This is a genomic window from Aeromonas fluvialis (assembly GCF_000819885.1).
Taxonomy (GTDB): domain Bacteria; phylum Pseudomonadota; class Gammaproteobacteria; order Enterobacterales; family Aeromonadaceae; genus Aeromonas; species Aeromonas fluvialis.
On sequence record NZ_CDBO01000044.1, the window covers coordinates 1 to 17,064 of the forward strand.

Consider the following 17,064-nt stretch of genomic DNA (forward strand, 5'->3'; position numbering starts at 1 on the left):
GTCATGGGTAATCAGGAAAAAATAAGCTACAAGTCCGGGTCTGTGAAGTTTGCAATTCAGAGCCTGTATTGCACCCAGTTTGACTCAGCAGCAGGGGCTTCAGCCTTCTTCTGCCGCGTCTTCACAGATGGGGTGGTGTTCCAACCGCTCCCACGGGGTCAGTTTAAGCTGCTTGCGCCGCAGCCAGAGCCAAGATGCCATAGTCAGGCCGCTGAATCCCGCAAACAGGGCTGTTTGGCGCAGGGCAAATAGCGGTTCGGCTCCCATGGGTTGCCAGCTGAAAAACCACATCATCATGCCCCAGACAAGACCAACGCTGATACCGAATGCCAGAACGTTGGTTAGCCAGCCCTCATAGTGAGGCGGTTTGACGGAATAACCGAACCTGCGCAGCAGCCTGCACAGAGGGGGATTGTAGTTGGCATGCCATACCCCTTTGCTTGCCAGCTCCTGATGGGCGGCGGCCAGCCGTTCTTCAAATGTCATGGTATTCATCCTTGTGAAATAAGTGGTGCCATACGGTGCTTTTTAGGCTGCATTGTACTGATAAATCGCGGGTATGATGTGGGCTCGCGGTCACGTTCTTTCTCTGTAGAAAAAAAGAACTTGCCTCACCGCACACTTGCTAATTCACAGCGGCTGCGCCTATAAAGGCCCATTACTCTTGTCCGGATAACAGCAATGAAGACCCATTCTGATGAACTGACCCTGTTTGTGGCGGTGGTTGAGGCGGGCAGTTTTCGCCAGGCGGCGGAGAACCTCGGCATGGATAACTCGGTGGTGAGTCGTGGCATCAAGCGGCTGGAGGAGAAGCTTTCCACCGTGCTGCTTAATCGCACCACCCGCCGGGTCAGTCTGACCGAGGAGGGGAGCTGGTTCTATCAGCGGGCGGTGAAGATCCTGACCGAGATGAGCGAGGCGGAGGGACATCTGCTGATGCGCCGGGAACAACCCGAAGGGGTGTTGAGAGTCGATGCCGCCACGCCCTTTATTTTGCACCGGCTGGTGCCGATCATCGGCGAGTTTCGCCGCCGTTACCCCGCCATCGAGTTGCAGCTGCACAGCTCGGAGGGCTTTATCAATCTGATGGAGCGGCGGGTGGACATGGCTATCCGCATCGGCGAGCTGACCGACTCCTCCCTGCGCGCGCTGCCATTGGGCCGCTCGCGGCTGCGGCTGCTGGCGTCCCCCGACTATTTGCGCGAGCGCGGCACCCCGCGCCAACCGGCAGATCTGTTGACTGGCCACGAGCTGCTCGGCTTTTTGCATCCCGATCACCTCAACCACTGGCCGCTCTTGAGCCAAGAGCAGGGGGATCGCTTGGTCATTACCCCGACCCTGCGTGCCAGTAGCGGCGAAACCTTGCGTCAGCTGGCGCTGGCAGGGCAGGGGATCGTCTGTCTGTCGGACTTTATGACCGGACCGGATCGGGCGAGCGGGGCGCTGGTGGAGGTGCTGGCCCGCAACAACAGCGGCGCCTCGCGCCCCATCAATGCAGTCTTCTACTCCGATGCCCAGCGTGACATCCGGCTGCGGGTCTGGCTCGATTTTCTTAAAGAACAGCTGGGCAGCCACTCACTCTGATGCGGTGAGCCCGGATGAGCGATGGATATCTTGGCAAGGGCGTTGGCGCAGCATGTGTGCACCATTAAGACGGCGCCCAGCTGGCAATGTAACAGCCTGCCGGGAATGTAAAAAAGAGGCCGACATTGCTGTCGGCCTCTCTGGTTTTCATCTCAACGGGATATCGGTTGCCCGATTACTCCTCTTCAGCCCAGCGGCGTGAACGCTCAACCGCTTTCTGCCAGCCGTGGTAACGTTTGGCGCGATCGTCTCTGTCCATCTGCGGGATGAACTCGCGGTCCACGCTGAACTTGTCTTCCAGCTCGTCCGAGCTTTTCCAGAAGCCGACAGCCAGACCCGCCAGGAAGGCGGCACCCATAGCGGTGGTCTCGATGCGGGTCGGACGCACCACCGGGGTGTGCATCATGTCAGCCTGGAACTGCATCAGGAAGTCGTTGGCCACGGCGCCGCCGTCTACCTTGAGGGCTGCCAGCTTGATGCCGGAGTCCTGCTGCATCGCATCCAGCACATCGCGGCTCTGATAGGCGATGGATTCCAGCGCGGCACGGATGATGTGGTTGCGGTTGGCGCCACGGGTCAGGCCGACCATGGTGCCGCGAGCATACGGATCCCAGTAGGGAGCGCCCAGGCCGACGAAGGCCGGTACCAGATAGACGCCGTTGGTGTCACCCACCTTGGAGGCGAAGTAGTCGGTATCGCGGGCGTCGTGAATGATTTTGAGCTCGTCACGCAGCCACTGGATGGTGGCGCCGCCCATAAACACCGCCCCTTCCAGTGCGTAGTTCACTTCCCCTTTCGGGCCGATGGCGACCGTGGTCAGCAGGCCGTTATTGGAGCGAACCGGTTCGGTGCCGGTATTCATCAGCATGAAGCAGCCGGTGCCGTAGGTGTTCTTGGCCATCCCTTTTTCAAAGCAGAGCTGACCGAACAGGGCAGATTGCTGGTCACCGGCAATACCGGCGATCGGGATGCGGGAGCCGCCGCCACGGGTGGTGTAACCGTACACTTCGGAAGAGGGTTTCACTTGTGGCAGCATAGACATGGGGATACCCAGCTCGTCCAGCATCTTCTCGTCCCACTTCAGCTCGCGGATGTTGTAGAGCATGGTACGGGAGGCGTTGGTCGGGTCGGTGACGTGTACTTCGCCATTGGTCATCTTCCACACCAGCCAGGTGTCGATGGTGCCGAACAGCAGCTCGCCGTTCATTGCCTTCTCGCGGGCACCTTCCACGTTGTCGAGGATCCACTTCACCTTGGTACCGGAGAAGTAGGCATCCAGCACCAGGCCGGTATTGTCACGGACGTACTCTTCCAGACCGCGCGCTTTCAGCTCTTCGCAGATGGCGGCGGTGCGGCGGCACTGCCAGACGATGGCGTTGTAGATGGGCTTGCCGGTGGCTTTTTCCCAGACGACGGTGGTTTCACGCTGGTTGGTGATACCGATGGCGGCGATCTCTTCGCTGCGCAGGCCGGTCTTGGCCAGCACTTCGGTAAAGACGGAGGATTGGGTCGCCCAGATCTCCATCGGGTCGTGCTCTACCCAGCCCGCTTTCGGGTAGTGCTGGGTAAATTCGCGCTGGGAGGTGCCGACGATGTTGGCATCCTGGTCAAACACGATGGCGCGGGAGGAGGTGGTACCTTGGTCCAGAGCGACGACATATTTCTTTTCTGCAGACATGATGTTCTCCACGTTTCTATTTTCCACGTTTTTATACGTTGGAGGGGGCCGCTCTTATGCGGCAGCCTCTTCTTTGGCGGTTTGGGTAGCTTGCTCGGTGGTGACGACACGGTTGCCCGGGACGCAGGGAGCCAGCACTTTGACATACAGAGCGGTACCAAGCTGGGCGCCAACGATGGGGCCAAGGATCGGAACCCAGAAGTAGGGGTTGTCACGACCACCGGTCAGGGCGACATCACCCCAGCCAGCAAAGAACGCGAACAGTTTCGGACCAAAGTCACGGGCCGGGTTCATGGCAAAACCGGTTAACGGGCCAAGGGAGGCACCGATCACCGCAATCAGGATACCGATCAGCAGGGCGGCCGCGAAACCTTTGGGGGCGCCGTTGTTGTTGTCACCCAGCGCCATGATGCCCAGCATCAGCACGGCGGTGATCACCAGCTCGACGGCAAAAGCTTGCATGTTGGTCAGCAGGGCGTTCGGGTAGGTAGAGAAGATCCCGGCGGTGCCGAGGCTCTCGACGCTGCCGCGCACCACGTTATGGGTCACTTCCCACTGGGTGAAAAGGTTACCATAAAGGAAGTAGACAAGGGCCGCGAAGCAGAAGGCACCGGCCATCTGGGCAATGATGTAGGGCACCACCTTGCGCTTGTCAAACCCGCAGAAGGTCATCAGCGCCAGGGTAACGGCCGGGTTCAGGTGGGCACCTGAAATGCCGCCGGTCACATAGATGGCGATCGCGACGCCCAGACCCCAGGTAATGGAGATTTCCCATTGCCCGAAGTTGGCGCCTGCCAGCACCAGAGCAGCGACACAACCGACGCCGAAAAATATCAGCAAGCCGGTTCCGATAAACTCGGCGATGCATTCGCCAAGCAGGGTATTGGGTCTTTGTATGCTCATATCTTTATTCCTTATATCCACCCGTAGAGGCCATAGAGGTTTAATGTTCCGTTTTTGTTTTTCATTTTTGTGTCTATCTGTTGCGGCCGAAAACGTTTTTTTGTTGTTTTTGCGTCTTGCGCAAACGTTATGCTCGTTTTCGCTCGTTATCGGACGAGAGAGAAAATAAACCTTCCCGCGAAATTCACCATCCCCCTGCCATGGAAAATGTGGACAAGATCCCACTCATTGCTAAGAAAATGTGACGCATAGCAACTTGATGGCGGCATGATACCACCAAGGGGGTACTCTATATCCCTTGTCCAGCAAGGGGTTGAGGTAGATGAGTAACTGCTCATTTGGAACTTTTATTTGTAATAAAAATGAAATATTTGAGCATGCATCACAGATTAAATGAGCGTATGTGAGCACAATTGGCTCGCTTACGAGTCGGTGGACTCACATGGTTCGTCTGAATGGTCAGGGCATCCTCAACCGCCCATAACAACAATAAGGAAGCAGAACATGCTTAGTCTCTTCAAGCCTGCGGCGCACATCGACAGGCTCCCGGCTGACAAGGTCGACCCCTTCTACAAGCGCATGCGTTGGCAGGTGTTTTTCGGGATCTTCTTCGGTTACGCCGGCTACTACCTGGTACGGAAAAACTTCAGTCTGGCGATGCCCTATCTGATTGAACAGGGCTTCTCCCGCGGCGATTTGGGCTTGGCCCTCTCCGGGGTGTCCATCGCTTATGGTCTCTCCAAATTCCTGATGGGGAACGTGTCGGATCGCTCCAACGCCCGCTACTTCCTCTCCGCCGGTCTGCTGTTGTCGGCCGGTATCATGTTCATGATGGGCACCGTGCACTGGGCTACCTCCAGCATCGCCATCATGTTCGTGCTCTTGTTTCTCAACGGCTGGGTACAGGGGATGGGTTGGCCCCCCTGCGGTCGCACCATGGTGCACTGGTGGTCACAGAAAGAGCGCGGCGAAGTGGTTGCGGTCTGGAACGTGGCGCACAACGTGGGTGGTGGTCTGATTGGCCCGCTGTTTATCCTCGGCATGGGCTGGTTCAACGATTGGCGCAGTGCCTTCTATGTGCCTGCGGCGGCGGCGGCGGCCATCGCGGTGATCGCCTTCTTCGTGATGCGTGACACCCCGCAATCCGTGGGGCTGCCCCCCATCGAAGAGTACAAGAACGACTATCCGAAGGATTACAACGAGAGCCACGAGCAGGAGTTTTCCGCCAAGGAGATCTTCGTTAAATATGTGCTGCACAACAAGTTGCTGTGGTACATCGCCATTGCCAACGCCTTCGTTTACCTCATTCGTTATGGTGTGCTGGACTGGGCACCGACCTACCTGAAAGAGGCCAAGCACTTCACCGTTGACAACTCCTCCTGGGCTTACTTCCTCTACGAGTGGGCCGGTATTCCGGGCACCCTGCTGTGTGGCTGGATCTCTGACAAGCTGTTCCAGGGCCGCCGTGCCCCTGCCGGTATCCTGTTCATGGTGCTGGTGACTCTGGCGGTGCTGGTCTACTGGTTCAACCCGGCGGGTAACCCGACCGTCGACATGATGGCGCTGGTGGCTATCGGCTTCCTGATCTATGGCCCCGTCATGCTGATCGGCCTCTATGCCCTTGAGCTGGCACCGAAGAAAGCGGCCGGTACGGCAGCAGGCTTCACCGGTCTGTTCGGGTATCTGGGCGGCGCCGTAGCAGCCAACGCCATGCTGGGTTATACCGTGGATCATTTCGGTTGGGATGGCGGCTTCATGGTGCTGACCGTCTCCTGCGTGCTCTCCATCATCCTGCTGGCGATGACCCTCAAGCACGAGAACATTGCCGTTGCGGCCAAGAAAGCGGCTGCCCATAAGGCATAAAACGTGATCCTCAGCTTATTGATCCCAAAGGGGATCAGGTAAACTGCCAACAGGCCCCGCATCTGCCGGGGCCTTTTTTTGTCTCATCATCGGAGTGCAAGCGTGAAGCAAACCCAACGACATCTGGAGATCCTGGACGTCCTGACGCGGCAGGGATTTGTCTCGACCGACGATCTGGTGACCCACTTTGACGTCAGCCCCCAGACCATTCGCCGGGATCTGAACGATCTCGCCGAGCAGAACAAGATCCGGCGCCATCATGGCGGTGCCTCCCTGCATTCGAGTACCGTCAATACCGCCTACAGCGCCCGCAAAGTGATGCAACTCAAGGAGAAAGAGCGTATCGCCCGCGAGGTGGCGGCCAATATTCCCGACGGATCTTCGCTCTTTATCGACATAGGCACCACCACCGAGGCCATCGCCCGCGCCCTGCTCGATCACCGCGAGCTGCGCATCGTTACCAACAACCTCAACGTGGCCAGCATTTTGACGGCCAAGGATGACTTCACCGTCATCATTGCCGGTGGCGAAATCCGCAACCGCGATGGCGGCATCGTGGGGGAGGCGACCCGCGACTTTATCGGCCAGTTCCGCATGGACTACGGTGTTATCGGTATTTCGGGGATCGATAACGACGGCTCCCTGCTCGATTTCGACTACCACGAGGTGAAGATCGCCCAGGCCATCATCGCCCACTCCCGTCAGGTCTTTCTGGCGGCCGACCACACCAAGTTTGGTCGCAATGCCATGGTCAATCTGGGCAATCTCAACCAGATCCATGCCCTCTTTACCGATCAGGAGCCGCCGGAGAAGCTGACGCGACTGATGGCGCAACACCAGATCGCCTGCCACATCTGCTGATGACGCTGTAAACCTGCACCGTGCCGGTCGCCCGTCAGGGCGGCCTCCTTTCATTTTTCGCCCTCATTTTTGCGTTCATCTCACCCCTTTCTAGGTATTGCCAGAACCACTATCCAATCTGTTTTTTTAGCTATTAATCCGCCGACGTTAGTCCGACACCATCTGCTCATCTGGTATGTCCCCTTTGCCGCCTCTGCCTGGTTGTGGCGATCACACTTTCGCTACGGAATGTTCGTTTGTTGCATCTTTATGTTCTAAAATGAGCGAAATCAAACATTGCCGTTATGGCAATCATAAAAATGAAAGTAGGTGAACATGAGCGAACACTATGATCTGGTCGTCGTCGGTGGCGGCATCAACGGGGTCGGCATCGCAGCCGATGCGGCAGGACGGGGTCTGAAGGTTGCCCTGTTTGAGGCGCAAGATCTCGCCTCTGCCACCTCGTCCAACTCCAGCAAGCTGATCCACGGCGGTTTGCGCTATCTCGAACACTACGAGTTCCGGCTGGTGAAAGAGGCGTTGGCGGAGCGGGAGGTGCTGCTCGGCATGGCCCCCCACATCGCGCGTCCCATGCGTTTTCGCCTGCCGCATCGCCCACACCTGCGTCCGGCCTGGATGATCCGCGCCGGCCTCTTCCTCTATGACAACCTGGCCAAGCGCGACAAGCTCAAGGGGAGCTGCGGCGTGCGCTTTCTGCCGCAAGATGGCTTGACCGCAGGGATCAACAAGGGGTTTGAATACTCGGATGCCTGGGTCGACGACGCCCGGCTGGTGGTGCTCAACGCCATGATGGCCCGAGACAAGGGGGCCGATGTGCAGACCCGCACCCGCTGTATCAAGGCGGTGCGCGGATCCAAACACTGGACGCTCACTTTGGAGCGGGAAGGGGGTGAGCAATTTACCGTTTCCTGCCGTGGGCTGGTCAATGCGGCGGGCCCCTGGGTCAAGACCTTCTATGACGAGAGCCTGCACGAGAAATCCCCCCGCGGCATTCGCCTTATTAAAGGCAGCCACATGATAGTGCCGCGCATCCATGAGCGCGAAGAGGCCTATATCCTGCAAAACGAGGATAACCGTATCGTCTTCGTCATCCCTTACCAGCAGGATTACTCCCTCATTGGCACCACCGATGTGGAGCACCACGGCAGCCCGCGGGAGGCCAAAATCAGCGAGGCCGAGATCAACTACCTGTGCAAGGTGGTTAACGCCCACTTCACCCGCCAGATCGCCCCCAAAGAGGTGATCTGGACTTACGCCGGGGTGCGCCCGCTCTGCGATGACGAATCAGATTCACCGCAGGCGGTGACCCGCGACTACACCCTCGAGCTTTCTGGCGAATCGGATGGCGCGCCGCTGCTCTCGGTATTCGGCGGCAAGCTCACCACCTATCGCAAGCTGGCCCAGGCTGCCTGCAACAAGCTCAAGCCCTGGTTCAGCCAGATGGGGGATGACTGGACGGCGACCAGCCGTCTGCCCGGCGGCGAGTTTGACTGCTCGGTGCGCGAGCTGGCCCGCGCCTTTGCACTGGAGTTTGACTGGCTCGACGATCGCAGCGCCCTGCGCATTGCCGAAGCCTATGGCGCCCATGCCCGTCTCTGGCTGAAAGAGGAGCGCGGCATTCACTTCGGTGGCGGCCTGTACGAGTCGGAAGTGCGCTACCTTATCGAGCGGGAGTGGGCCTGTTCACTGGACGATATCCTCTGGCGCCGCAGCAAGCTGGGGCTGCGCCTGAACGAGTCAGAGCAGCAACAGTTGCATGGCTGGCTCGACCAATATCATCACGCTCTGCGCAAGGCGAGCTGATGTGTGACGGTGGGCAGTGCGCTGCTGCCCACCGCGCTCTACCGTAAATATGCAATAAACCTCATATATAACAAATGCCTACATACAATAATAAAGAGCCTCACCTATGAAAAAACTCGCCGTTTCCCTCATCGCCTTGAGCCTTGGGGCATCCCTCTCATTACCCGTGTTTGCTGCCGATGAAGGCAAGGTGGTAATTGCCCACCGTGGCGCTTCCGGCTACCTGCCCGAGCATACCCTGGCGTCCAAGGCGCTGGCTTATGGCATGGGGGCTGACTATCTGGAGCAGGATCTGGTGATGACCAAGGATGACCAGCTGGTGGTGATGCACGATCACTTCCTCGACGGCATCACTGATGTGGCGGCACGCTTCCCCGGCCGTGCCCGTCCGGATGGTCGTTAATATGTGATGGATTTCACCCTGGACGAGGTGCGTTCCCTGCGCATGACCGAGCCGTTACGCAGTTTTTACGTCGCAGATCGCTGGCATGAAATCGGCAGAGCGGTTAGTCTAGCGGCGTTGAACCAACCCCATGAGGTACAGATGAAAACCGTATTGCGTTTTAGCCTGCTGGGCGCCTTGTTGCTGGGTGGCCATGCCTTCGCCGCCGAGCCGAAAAAATTTGATATCAGCATGTTCCCGGCCGCTGACGTGAATCAGGAACGTGTGGTGATCCGCCTGCCAGAAGTCGAGAAAGAAGCCGACATGATGGTCGAGCTGCAGGTCGGTAAAAAGATGATGGTTGACTGCAACGTACCGCGTTTTGCAGGCAACCTGGAACAGCACAGCGTCAAAGGCTGGGGCTACAACTATCTGCAACTGGGCAAGGTCTCCGACCCCATCACCACCTTGATGGCTTGCCCGGATGCCCAGCAGAAAGAGACCTTCGTCCAGATCTACGGTCAGGGCTTTTTCGTGAACTACAACTCCAAGCTGCCGTTCGTGATCTACGTGCCGCAGGAGTATGAAGTGCGCTACCGTCTGTGGCGTGCCGACAACCTGGCCCAACCGGCCATGATTGAGTAAGCATGTTGGAACCCAGGGTTCAGCTGGTTCACCTGATGTGACAAATAAAGCGCCGTATGGCGCTTTATTTTTGCCTGCGCAGTCCAAAAAGTGACGAGCAAAATGGCTGCACGTTTACATAAATTTATTATTTATCAACGTTTTTTGTGTGTTATGCCACAAAATCGGCACCAGCTATGGGGCAAACTGACTTCGATAAAAGATATTTATTAATATAGTGAGAAAATTGATTTTGCACTCGGCGATGGCCTGATGATACTTGCCCGCAAAGGTCAAACTAACCAGAAAAAGAGCACTATGAGCTTCGAATCAGACAAGCGTTTCAACGACTTCAAACATTTTCCCCGTGGCCTGCGTCGCAGTGGCGAATTCACAGTGGCCGAAGCGGACAGTCTGGAAAAGTATGGTACCGCCATGCTGGCACTCTATCAGGGCACCCAGACTCCTCGTGACGATGTCGAATCAGCCTTCGTCGAGCAGGTCAAATCTGGCGCGGCTGGGGCCAACCCCCATGCCAAGGTGTGGTTCAAGTACCTCAAGGTGATCGGTCCCAAGCGAGTGCACCGTTTGTGCACCGTCGCCGGCGGAGCCAACGAGGAAGCGAGTGGTGGTGGTTTTGAGGGTGGCAGCGGTAGCGACGAGTCCATCGATTAATGGATACCGAGCTGCTTCGGACCTTTATCGAGGTCAGCAAAACCCGGCACTTTGGCCGGGCAGCTGAAAATCTCTACCTGACCCAGTCGGCGGTGAGTTTCCGGATCCGCCAGCTAGAGCAGCAACTGGGTGTCAGTCTGTTTGCCCGTCATCGTAACAATATCCGTCTGACCGCCTCCGGTGAGCGTCTGCTGCCCTATGCAGACGCCATCTTGCACACCCTCGGTCGTGCCAAGCAGGATGTGGCGCTCTCGCCGGGATTCAGCCAGCAGTTGGCCATCGGCGCTCCAGCTGTATTCTGGGAGCTCGATTTCAACGACTGGCTCAATCACATCTATGCGCTGGCGCCCGGGTTGGCGGTGCGGCTGGAAACGGCTTCCCGCGAGCACCTCTGCCGCCAGTTACTGGAGCGCTCCCTCGATCTGGCCCTGCTCTCCGAGCCCACCAAGATCGACGAGATCGCCCTGCATCCCATCGGTGAGTTGGTGTTCGAGCTGGTGAGCCGGGATCCCGCGGCCAATGCCGACAACCTGATGCAGATGCCGCACATCCAACTCGACTGGGGCACCAGCTTCGAGCCGCAACCCAGCCGCTTGCAGAGCCTGCAAAAGACCCCAGTGCTGCACTCCAGCTCCGCCAGCATGGCGCTACAGTTTGTGCTGGCCAACGGTGGTGCTGCCTACCTGCCACGGCGGATGGTCAGCCCCTATCTGGAGAAGGGGGCGCTTCATCTGGTGAAAGAGGCACAGCCCCTGAGCCGTCCGCTTTATCTTGCTTATCTGGAGAAATCCGATCGCCGGGAGCTGATCGATCAGTTACTGACGCTGCCACTGGGTTGGCACGACGCCGAGCTGCGCCTCAACCTCGAATAAGTGTCGAGGGTTATCCCAGGAAGAGCCTGCCCCACGGTGGGCTCTTCTGTTTGGGAAAGACAGCAGGGAGCAAGGTCACGTAATTGGCGAGGGAAGCTTGGCGTCATCGGCCTGTAACGGTACCTTTTCAGGCTGTTTATCCGATTGAGATCTGACAGGGATGGATTGCAATTGATCGACTTTAGTCACCCCGAATGGCGGGCGCTGGCGCAGCAGTTGCTGGAGCGCTCGCCTGTGGTGATCCGTGGCCGCCAGTGGCAGCCGTTGGTAGGCATGCTCAAGGATAACCAGTTGTTGCTCGCCCATGGCAGCCATCGCTATGAGCTCACCCCGGCCGGACGGCGCTATCTCACCCGCGAGTTGATGTTGGCCGAGATCGCCACCGCGCCCCCCGAGCCCGAGGAGTGGTTGCATGCACAAGGCTGGCAATTGGGGGAGCAGGTCAACGAGCGGGTGCTGGCGGCGCTCTATCGCAAGTCAGAGGTGAGCTTCACCCCCAACGAGCAGATCGATTTTGAGGACAAGGGGATTCGGCTCTGCGGCGATCAGCTGTTGCGTTTGCGCGCTGTTCAGCCGTTCAGCCTTTTTTTCAGCGGTGGCACCCTGATCGATACTGCGCCCTGGTTGCAGGCGCTGGGGGAAGTCGCACTGCCTGAACGCACCCTGGCGGGTCTGGGCAAGATCCTGTGGGGGGAGGGGAATATCGAGCGTATGGTCACCACAGACAGTGTTGGCGCCTTTGCCGAACTCCCCCTTGAGGCCGGCACCTTGCTGGTGTGGGCCCCGCCATCGGCCCCCCTGGCCTTGCAGCGGGTGGTGGCCGCCTTGCCACCCAATGTGTTGTGGAGTCATCTCACCGCCCTCGACCCCGCCGGAGTGGATCGGGTCCAGACGCTGGCCCAGCGTCTCGGGCGCCCGCCCAGCTGGTGGTTGCCCGTCTTCCTCTCTCCCATCATGGCCGCTTATGGCCGGCCGTTGACGGAGAGCCGGCCCTGGGAGACGAGCCGTTTGCCCAAACCGTTGTTGGCAGTTTGTAGTGCTTTGGTTGAATCCAATGGTGGCTTGTCGGCCGAGGTGTGCGCGCTGGCGCCAGCGTGGCATGCCGTTGGTTGAAATTGGCCTGAAAGCGAGCCAAAAAGCGGTTTTCCCTCCTTGAACGCAGTGATATAAAGAGTTGACGAGACGCTCGCCAGATGAGCGTTTTTGTTTATCAAGCCGCTTTGCCACCCAACGAACTCAACGGAATACAGGGAATACCATGTTTGAAAAGGTTGTTGCCGCCCCAGCGGATCCGATCCTGGGCCTGACCGAAGCCTTCCGCGCTGACTCTCGTAGCCACAAGATCAATCTGGGCGTAGGGATCTACAAGGATGAGACCGGTGCCACCCCTATCCTTCATTGCGTCAAGCGAGCAGAGCAGAAGCTCTTGACCGACGAGAAGACCAAAAATTACCTCGGTATTGAAGGCAATATCGAATATGGCCGCATCGTGCAGCAGCTGCTGTTCGGGCAGAACTCCCCCCTGGTCAACAGTGGCCGTGCCAAGACCGCTCAGGCGCCGGGCGGTACCGGTGCCCTGCGCATCGCCGCCGAGTTCGTGGTGCGCAACGGTCTGGCCAAGACCATCTGGATCTCCGATCCCACCTGGGCCAACCACGTCAGCGTATTCCAGGCCGCCGGCCTGACCGTCAAGTGGTACAAGTACTATGACGCAGCAACCAAGGGGCTGGATTTTGCCGCCATGCAGGCCTCGCTGGCCGACGCGCAGGCTGGGGATCTGGTGCTGCTGCACGGCTGCTGCCACAACCCGACCGGTATCGACCCGACCGCAGATCAGTGGCGCACCCTGGCCAAACAGAGTGCAGCAGCCGGCTGGCTGCCGCTGTTCGACTTCGCCTATCAGGGTTTTGCCCGTGGTATCGAAGAGGATGCCGAAGGTCTGCGTATCTTCGCCGAGTGCCATGACGAGTTGTTGGTGGCGAGCTCCTTCTCCAAGAACTTCGGTCTCTACAACGAGCGGGTCGGCGCCTTCACCCTGGTCAGTGCGACCAAAGAGATCGCCGAGGTGGCCTTTACCCAGGTCAAGACCGTGATCCGTGCCAACTACTCCAACCCGCCTTCACACGGCGCCGCTGTGGTCACCGCCGTGGTGAGTGATCCGGCCCTCTATGCCGAGTGGGTCGAAGAAGTGGCCGCAATGCGGGTGCGTATTCGCGAGATGCGCGAGCTGCTGGTAGAGAAGCTGGCTGCCCTCGGCGTGAGCCAGGATTTCAGCTTTATCCGCGAGCAGAATGGCATGTTCTCCTTCTCCGGTCTCTCTAAGGAGCAGGTGGAGCTCCTCAAGAGCGAATTTGCCATCTACATCGTTGGCTCCGGCCGGATCAGCGTGGCCGGTATTACCCGTACCAACATCGATCCCCTGTGTGAGGCCATCGCCAAGGTGCTGTAATCGCATCGCCTTGTGTGCTGGCACCATGCCATGAAACAGCCCGTCACCTTGGTGACGGGCTTTTTTGATCGCCTACTGCTGATCGCCAAACAATGGGGAGGTGACTCAGTGGCGGTGGGCGCTTTGCCACAGTTTGCGCAGTTGCAGCAGCAGCGCGGTCAGGGCGCCGCCGCTCAGGGCGGTGAGTACCGCCAGCAACAGGCTGCCGAGCAGGAAGGAAGGCACCAGGGTCGCCGCCTCCTGCTCCAGCCAGTGGAGAGTCCAGCTGAGGTGGAAAGGCTCCGGGGTCTGGTGCAGTACCAAACAACCGGTGCGGTAGGCGTAAAGATACATGAAGGGCAGGGTCAACGGATTGTTGAACCAGACCGCCAGCAGCGCCAGCGGCAGGTTGAGGCTGAATGCCAGCGCCAGACCGACTGCGATGAGCGAGTGCATCGGGATGGGGAACCAGCAAGCGAAGATCCCGGCCGCCACCGCGCCGCTCAGGGCGCGAGTGCCCCCTTGCCAGAGGGCAGGGGCAAGTAATCGCTCACCAAACAGAGCAAACCACTTCTGCTGGCGTAGGGTGTCGGGATCGAGTTTGAAGCGGCCCAACCAGCGGCTCAGCATGCCCGCGCCTCTCGGCGTTTCCGCCATTGGCGCACCGTGCTAAGGCGCCAGAAGGTGCGGATCAGGGCATAGCCGGTAAGGGAACTCAGCAGGGCCAACACCAGGGAGCCCAGTAGCAGCGGCGGGGCCACGGTTTCAAAGACCGAGACCAGCCAAGCCCAGGTGAATTCGATGTCGATGGGTTGGGCGTGCTGTCCCAGCAGTTGGCAGCCGATCAGGTAGGCGCCATAAAACAGCGGTGGCATGGTAATGGGGTTGGAGAGCCAGACCAGCGCCACCGAGAGCGGCAGATTGACCCGAAACAGGATGGCGCCTCCGGCGGCCAGCAGCATCTGGCAGGGGAGGGGCACCCAGGCCATGAAGAGGCCCACCGCAAATGCCCCGGCTGCTGAACGGCGGTTGAGATGCCAGAGGTTGGCATCGAGCAGCAGTTTACCGAATAGTCGCAAGTGCTTGTGTTCTTTCAGGGTTTGCTGATCGGGCATCCAGCGTTTTATGAGTCGTTTGGGCATATTGAAACCTTGCTAAATACTTGTTCCATGGATCTGCGTCTGTTGTCGTTTGCCCTGGGGGCAAGCTCCTCACTGCTCTGGCCATGGTTACCTTCACTCGCATGGGGGGGGCTGTTGCTGTCCCTGCTGGTCCCCCTTGCATATTGCCGTGCCTGGCGGTGGCTGTTTCTCCTGCTCGGCATCCTCTGGATGCAGGCCAATCTAGCCTATCGGCTTGCCTGGCTGGAGCGGTTGGGCGATCAGACGAGCCACATGATAACCGCACAGCTGCAAAGTGCAGAGCCCGAGGGGGATAAATTTGTCCGGCTGTTGCTGCGGGTGAGCACCCTCGACGAGCAACCGGTGACACCTGAGCCCCTGATCCGGGTCAATGCCTATCAGGCGTTGCCCGCCATGACGGTAGGCAGCCGGATCACGCTGGTGACCTCGTTGAAACCGGCTCACGGCCTTGCCAACGAGGCGGGGCTGGATGGGCGGCGTCTGCTGCTGGGCAAGGGGATCACCGCCACCGGCAATCTGCGCCGGGTGATCGACATTCAACAGGCACCGCCGGGCTGGCGCGAACGTTGGTTGGGCACCGCGACCGGGAGTTGGCGCCCGCTTGACCATGCTCCCTTGCTGGCGGCCCTCACCTTTGGCGAGCAGAGCGGCATCACGGATACCCAGTGGGATCTGTTTCGTGGCAGTGGTTTGACCCACATCATTGCCATTTCCGGGCAGCATATTGCGCTGGTGGCCGTGTTGGGCTGGTGGTTGGGCAGGCTGTTTGGTCTACGCGGCGCCATCATCACCTCCCTGCTGTTTGCCGCCGTCTATAGCGCTTTGGCGGGGTTTGCGGTGGCCACCGAGCGGGCCCTGATGATGGTGTTGGTGTGGAGTGTGCTGCGTTGGAGCCGGCGAGAGTGGCCTGCCTGGCGCATCTGGTTGTGGGCCTTTGTGGTATTGACTCTCTGGGATCCCTTTGCCCTCTACTCGGCCGGCTTCTGGCTCTCGTTTCTGGCGGTGGCCATCCTGCTGCTGGTGGGATACGTCTACGACAAGCCGGGGTTGTGGCAGATCCAGCTCTGGCTGCTGCTCGGTCTGCTGCCGCTGCAGCTCGCCCTGTTTGAGGGGATAGCGCCCCTTGCCATGGTGATCAATCTGTTGGCGGTGCCACTCTTTTGTATCGCCATCATTCCGCTGGCATTGATCGGTGTGTTGCTGGCGCCACTCTCCACTGTGCTTGCCTATGGTCTGTTCTGGTTGGCGGATCTGGGGCTCGGGTGGGTGCTGACGACCCTGAACTGGCTGGCCGCTCAACTGCAACTTTGGTGGCCACTGCCCGGCTGGTGGCTGCCGCTTTGCACTCTGCTGTTGCTGCTCTGGTTCGCCTCTCGGTGGCGCCCGGCACGCTGGCTCTGGCTACCGGGACTGTGTGCGCTGTTGCTGGCTTTATGGCCTGCACCTGCCCGTTGGCAACTGCGAGTGCTGGATGTGGGGCAGGGGCTGGCGGTGCTGATCAGCAAGGGGGAGCGGGCCATCCTCTATGACACCGGCGATCGCTATCCCGGTGGCTATAACATGGCGGACGCGGTGATCCTGCCCCAGCTGAGCCACCTGGGGATCCGGGTGATCGATCGCCTCATCATCAGTCACAAGGATCGGGATCATGCCGGCAATCGCCAGCGGTTGCTCAGCGCCATGCCGATAAGGTATGAACTCTCCTCTTACCCCTTCGGCGAGGGAACCACCCTTTGCCAGCGTGGACAACAGTGGCGCTGGCAGGGGCTCTCGTTTGCCGTGCTCTGGCCAGAGCGCTCCGGCGGCGGGCGCAATAACGATGGTTGTGTGGTGCGCATCAGCGATGGCGAGCACAGCGTGCTGCTCAGTGCAGATATCGAGCGGCAGACCGAGCAGCGACTGGTGGCACTGGAGGGAGAGGGGTTGGCCAGCACCCTGCTGGTGAGTCCCCATCATGGCAGTCGCACCTCCTCCACGCCCCCGTTTGTCGCGGCGGTGGCGGCGCGAGATGTGATCCACAGCGCCGGTTTTATGAATCAGTGGGGCTTTCCCCGTCCCGATGTGATGGCTCGCTATCGGGACGCCCGCCAGTGGGTCACCGGGCAACAGGGCGCAATATTGGTTGAATCAGGTCATAACGGATTAAAAGTGAGTGCACAACGAGAGCATGGTCCTTGGTATCGGCGTGATGGTACTTGGTGGAAACCTCTGGCTTGGTTAGAATAGTAAGTCTTTTTTCATATTCAGGG

Annotated in this window: 15 protein-coding genes and 1 pseudogene; 11 read left to right on the top strand and 5 right to left on the bottom strand. The window is 59.2% G+C overall.

The features are described 5' to 3' along the window. Nucleotides 1–99: 99 nt before the first annotated feature. Nucleotides 100–486, bottom strand: coding sequence for a DUF6404 family protein (locus BN1125_RS09510; protein ID WP_042012033.1), 387 nt, complete (start codon nucleotides 484–486; stop codon nucleotides 100–102). A gap of 195 nt (nucleotides 487–681) precedes the next feature. On the opposite strand from BN1125_RS09510, the gene BN1125_RS09515 reads away from it, so the two are divergent. Then, the gene (locus tag BN1125_RS09515) at nucleotides 682–1,584 is read left to right on the top strand and encodes a LysR substrate-binding domain-containing protein (protein ID WP_042012034.1); all 903 of its coding nucleotides are present in this window, start codon (nucleotides 682–684) and stop codon (nucleotides 1,582–1,584) included. A 175-nt stretch (nucleotides 1,585–1,759) separates the two neighbouring features. Here the strand turns inward: BN1125_RS09515 and glpK are convergent, their stop codons facing one another. Both glpK and BN1125_RS09525 read right to left on the bottom strand, forming a co-directional pair. Next, on the bottom strand, nucleotides 1,760–3,262 hold the full coding sequence (gene glpK / locus BN1125_RS09520) for a glycerol kinase GlpK (RefSeq protein WP_042012035.1): 1,503 nt from the start codon (nucleotides 3,260–3,262) through the stop codon (nucleotides 1,760–1,762). Nucleotides 3,263–3,316: 54 nt separating this feature from the next. Continuing rightward, nucleotides 3,317–4,165, bottom strand: coding sequence for an MIP/aquaporin family protein (locus BN1125_RS09525; protein ID WP_042012036.1), 849 nt, complete (start codon nucleotides 4,163–4,165; stop codon nucleotides 3,317–3,319). Between the two features lie 504 nt (nucleotides 4,166–4,669). Here BN1125_RS09525 and glpT point away from each other — a divergent pair. The 9 genes and pseudogenes from glpT (at nucleotide 4,670) to BN1125_RS09570 (ending at nucleotide 13,694) form a co-directional block, all read left to right on the top strand. Continuing rightward, nucleotides 4,670–6,028, top strand: a complete 1,359-nt coding sequence (gene glpT / locus BN1125_RS09530) for a glycerol-3-phosphate transporter (protein WP_042012037.1) — start codon at nucleotides 4,670–4,672, stop codon at nucleotides 6,026–6,028. A gap of 102 nt (nucleotides 6,029–6,130) precedes the next feature. Beyond that, nucleotides 6,131–6,889, top strand: coding sequence for a DeoR/GlpR family transcriptional regulator (locus BN1125_RS09535; RefSeq protein ID WP_042012039.1), 759 nt, complete (start codon nucleotides 6,131–6,133; stop codon nucleotides 6,887–6,889). 315 nt (nucleotides 6,890–7,204) lie between these two features. Continuing rightward, nucleotides 7,205–8,692 carry a glycerol-3-phosphate dehydrogenase gene (gene glpD / locus BN1125_RS09540; RefSeq protein ID WP_042012040.1) on the top strand — a complete coding sequence of 496 codons (1,488 nt, stop codon included), beginning with the start codon at nucleotides 7,205–7,207 and terminating at the stop codon, nucleotides 8,690–8,692. 106 nt (nucleotides 8,693–8,798) lie between these two features. Then, a pseudogene (locus BN1125_RS09545) lies at nucleotides 8,799–9,155 on the top strand (glycerophosphodiester phosphodiesterase family protein); the annotation flags it as partial. Nucleotides 9,156–9,236: 81 nt separating this feature from the next. Next, nucleotides 9,237–9,719: a serine protease inhibitor ecotin gene (gene eco / locus BN1125_RS09550; RefSeq protein ID WP_042012061.1), complete on the top strand. Its 483-nt coding sequence runs from the start codon at nucleotides 9,237–9,239 to the stop codon at nucleotides 9,717–9,719. Nucleotides 9,720–10,016: 297 nt separating this feature from the next. Continuing rightward, the gene (locus BN1125_RS09555; protein WP_042012042.1) at nucleotides 10,017–10,373 is read left to right on the top strand and encodes a MaoP family protein; all 357 of its coding nucleotides are present in this window, start codon (nucleotides 10,017–10,019) and stop codon (nucleotides 10,371–10,373) included. Next, complete coding sequence (gene hdfR, locus BN1125_RS09560) at nucleotides 10,373–11,245, top strand: HTH-type transcriptional regulator HdfR (RefSeq protein WP_042012044.1); 873 nt, start codon at nucleotides 10,373–10,375, stop codon at nucleotides 11,243–11,245. The genes BN1125_RS09555 and hdfR overlap by 1 nt, the downstream gene beginning before the upstream one ends. 171 nt (nucleotides 11,246–11,416) lie before the next feature. Continuing rightward, entirely contained in the window at nucleotides 11,417–12,358 is a 942-nt protein-coding gene (locus BN1125_RS09565; protein ID WP_042012045.1) for a hypothetical protein, read from the top strand. Nucleotides 12,359–12,503: 145 nt separating this feature from the next. Continuing rightward, a complete protein-coding gene (locus tag BN1125_RS09570; RefSeq protein WP_042012046.1) occupies nucleotides 12,504–13,694 on the top strand; it encodes an amino acid aminotransferase in 1,191 nt (396 codons plus the stop codon). 105 nt (nucleotides 13,695–13,799) lie between these two features. Here the strand turns inward: BN1125_RS09570 and BN1125_RS09575 are convergent, their stop codons facing one another. Both BN1125_RS09575 and BN1125_RS09580 read right to left on the bottom strand, forming a co-directional pair. Then, nucleotides 13,800–14,303 carry a DUF2062 domain-containing protein gene (locus BN1125_RS09575; protein WP_042012047.1) on the bottom strand — a complete coding sequence of 168 codons (504 nt, stop codon included), beginning with the start codon at nucleotides 14,301–14,303 and terminating at the stop codon, nucleotides 13,800–13,802. Next, nucleotides 14,297–14,815, bottom strand: a complete 519-nt coding sequence (locus BN1125_RS09580; protein ID WP_042012048.1) for a DUF2062 domain-containing protein — start codon at nucleotides 14,813–14,815, stop codon at nucleotides 14,297–14,299. Before BN1125_RS09580 ends, BN1125_RS09575 begins: the two co-directional genes overlap by 7 nt. Before the next feature lie 27 nt (nucleotides 14,816–14,842). On the opposite strand from BN1125_RS09580, the gene BN1125_RS09585 reads away from it, so the two are divergent. Next, a complete protein-coding gene (locus tag BN1125_RS09585) occupies nucleotides 14,843–17,041 on the top strand; it encodes a DNA internalization-related competence protein ComEC/Rec2 (RefSeq protein WP_042012049.1) in 2,199 nt (732 codons plus the stop codon). The last annotated feature ends 23 nt before the right edge of the window (nucleotides 17,042–17,064 follow it).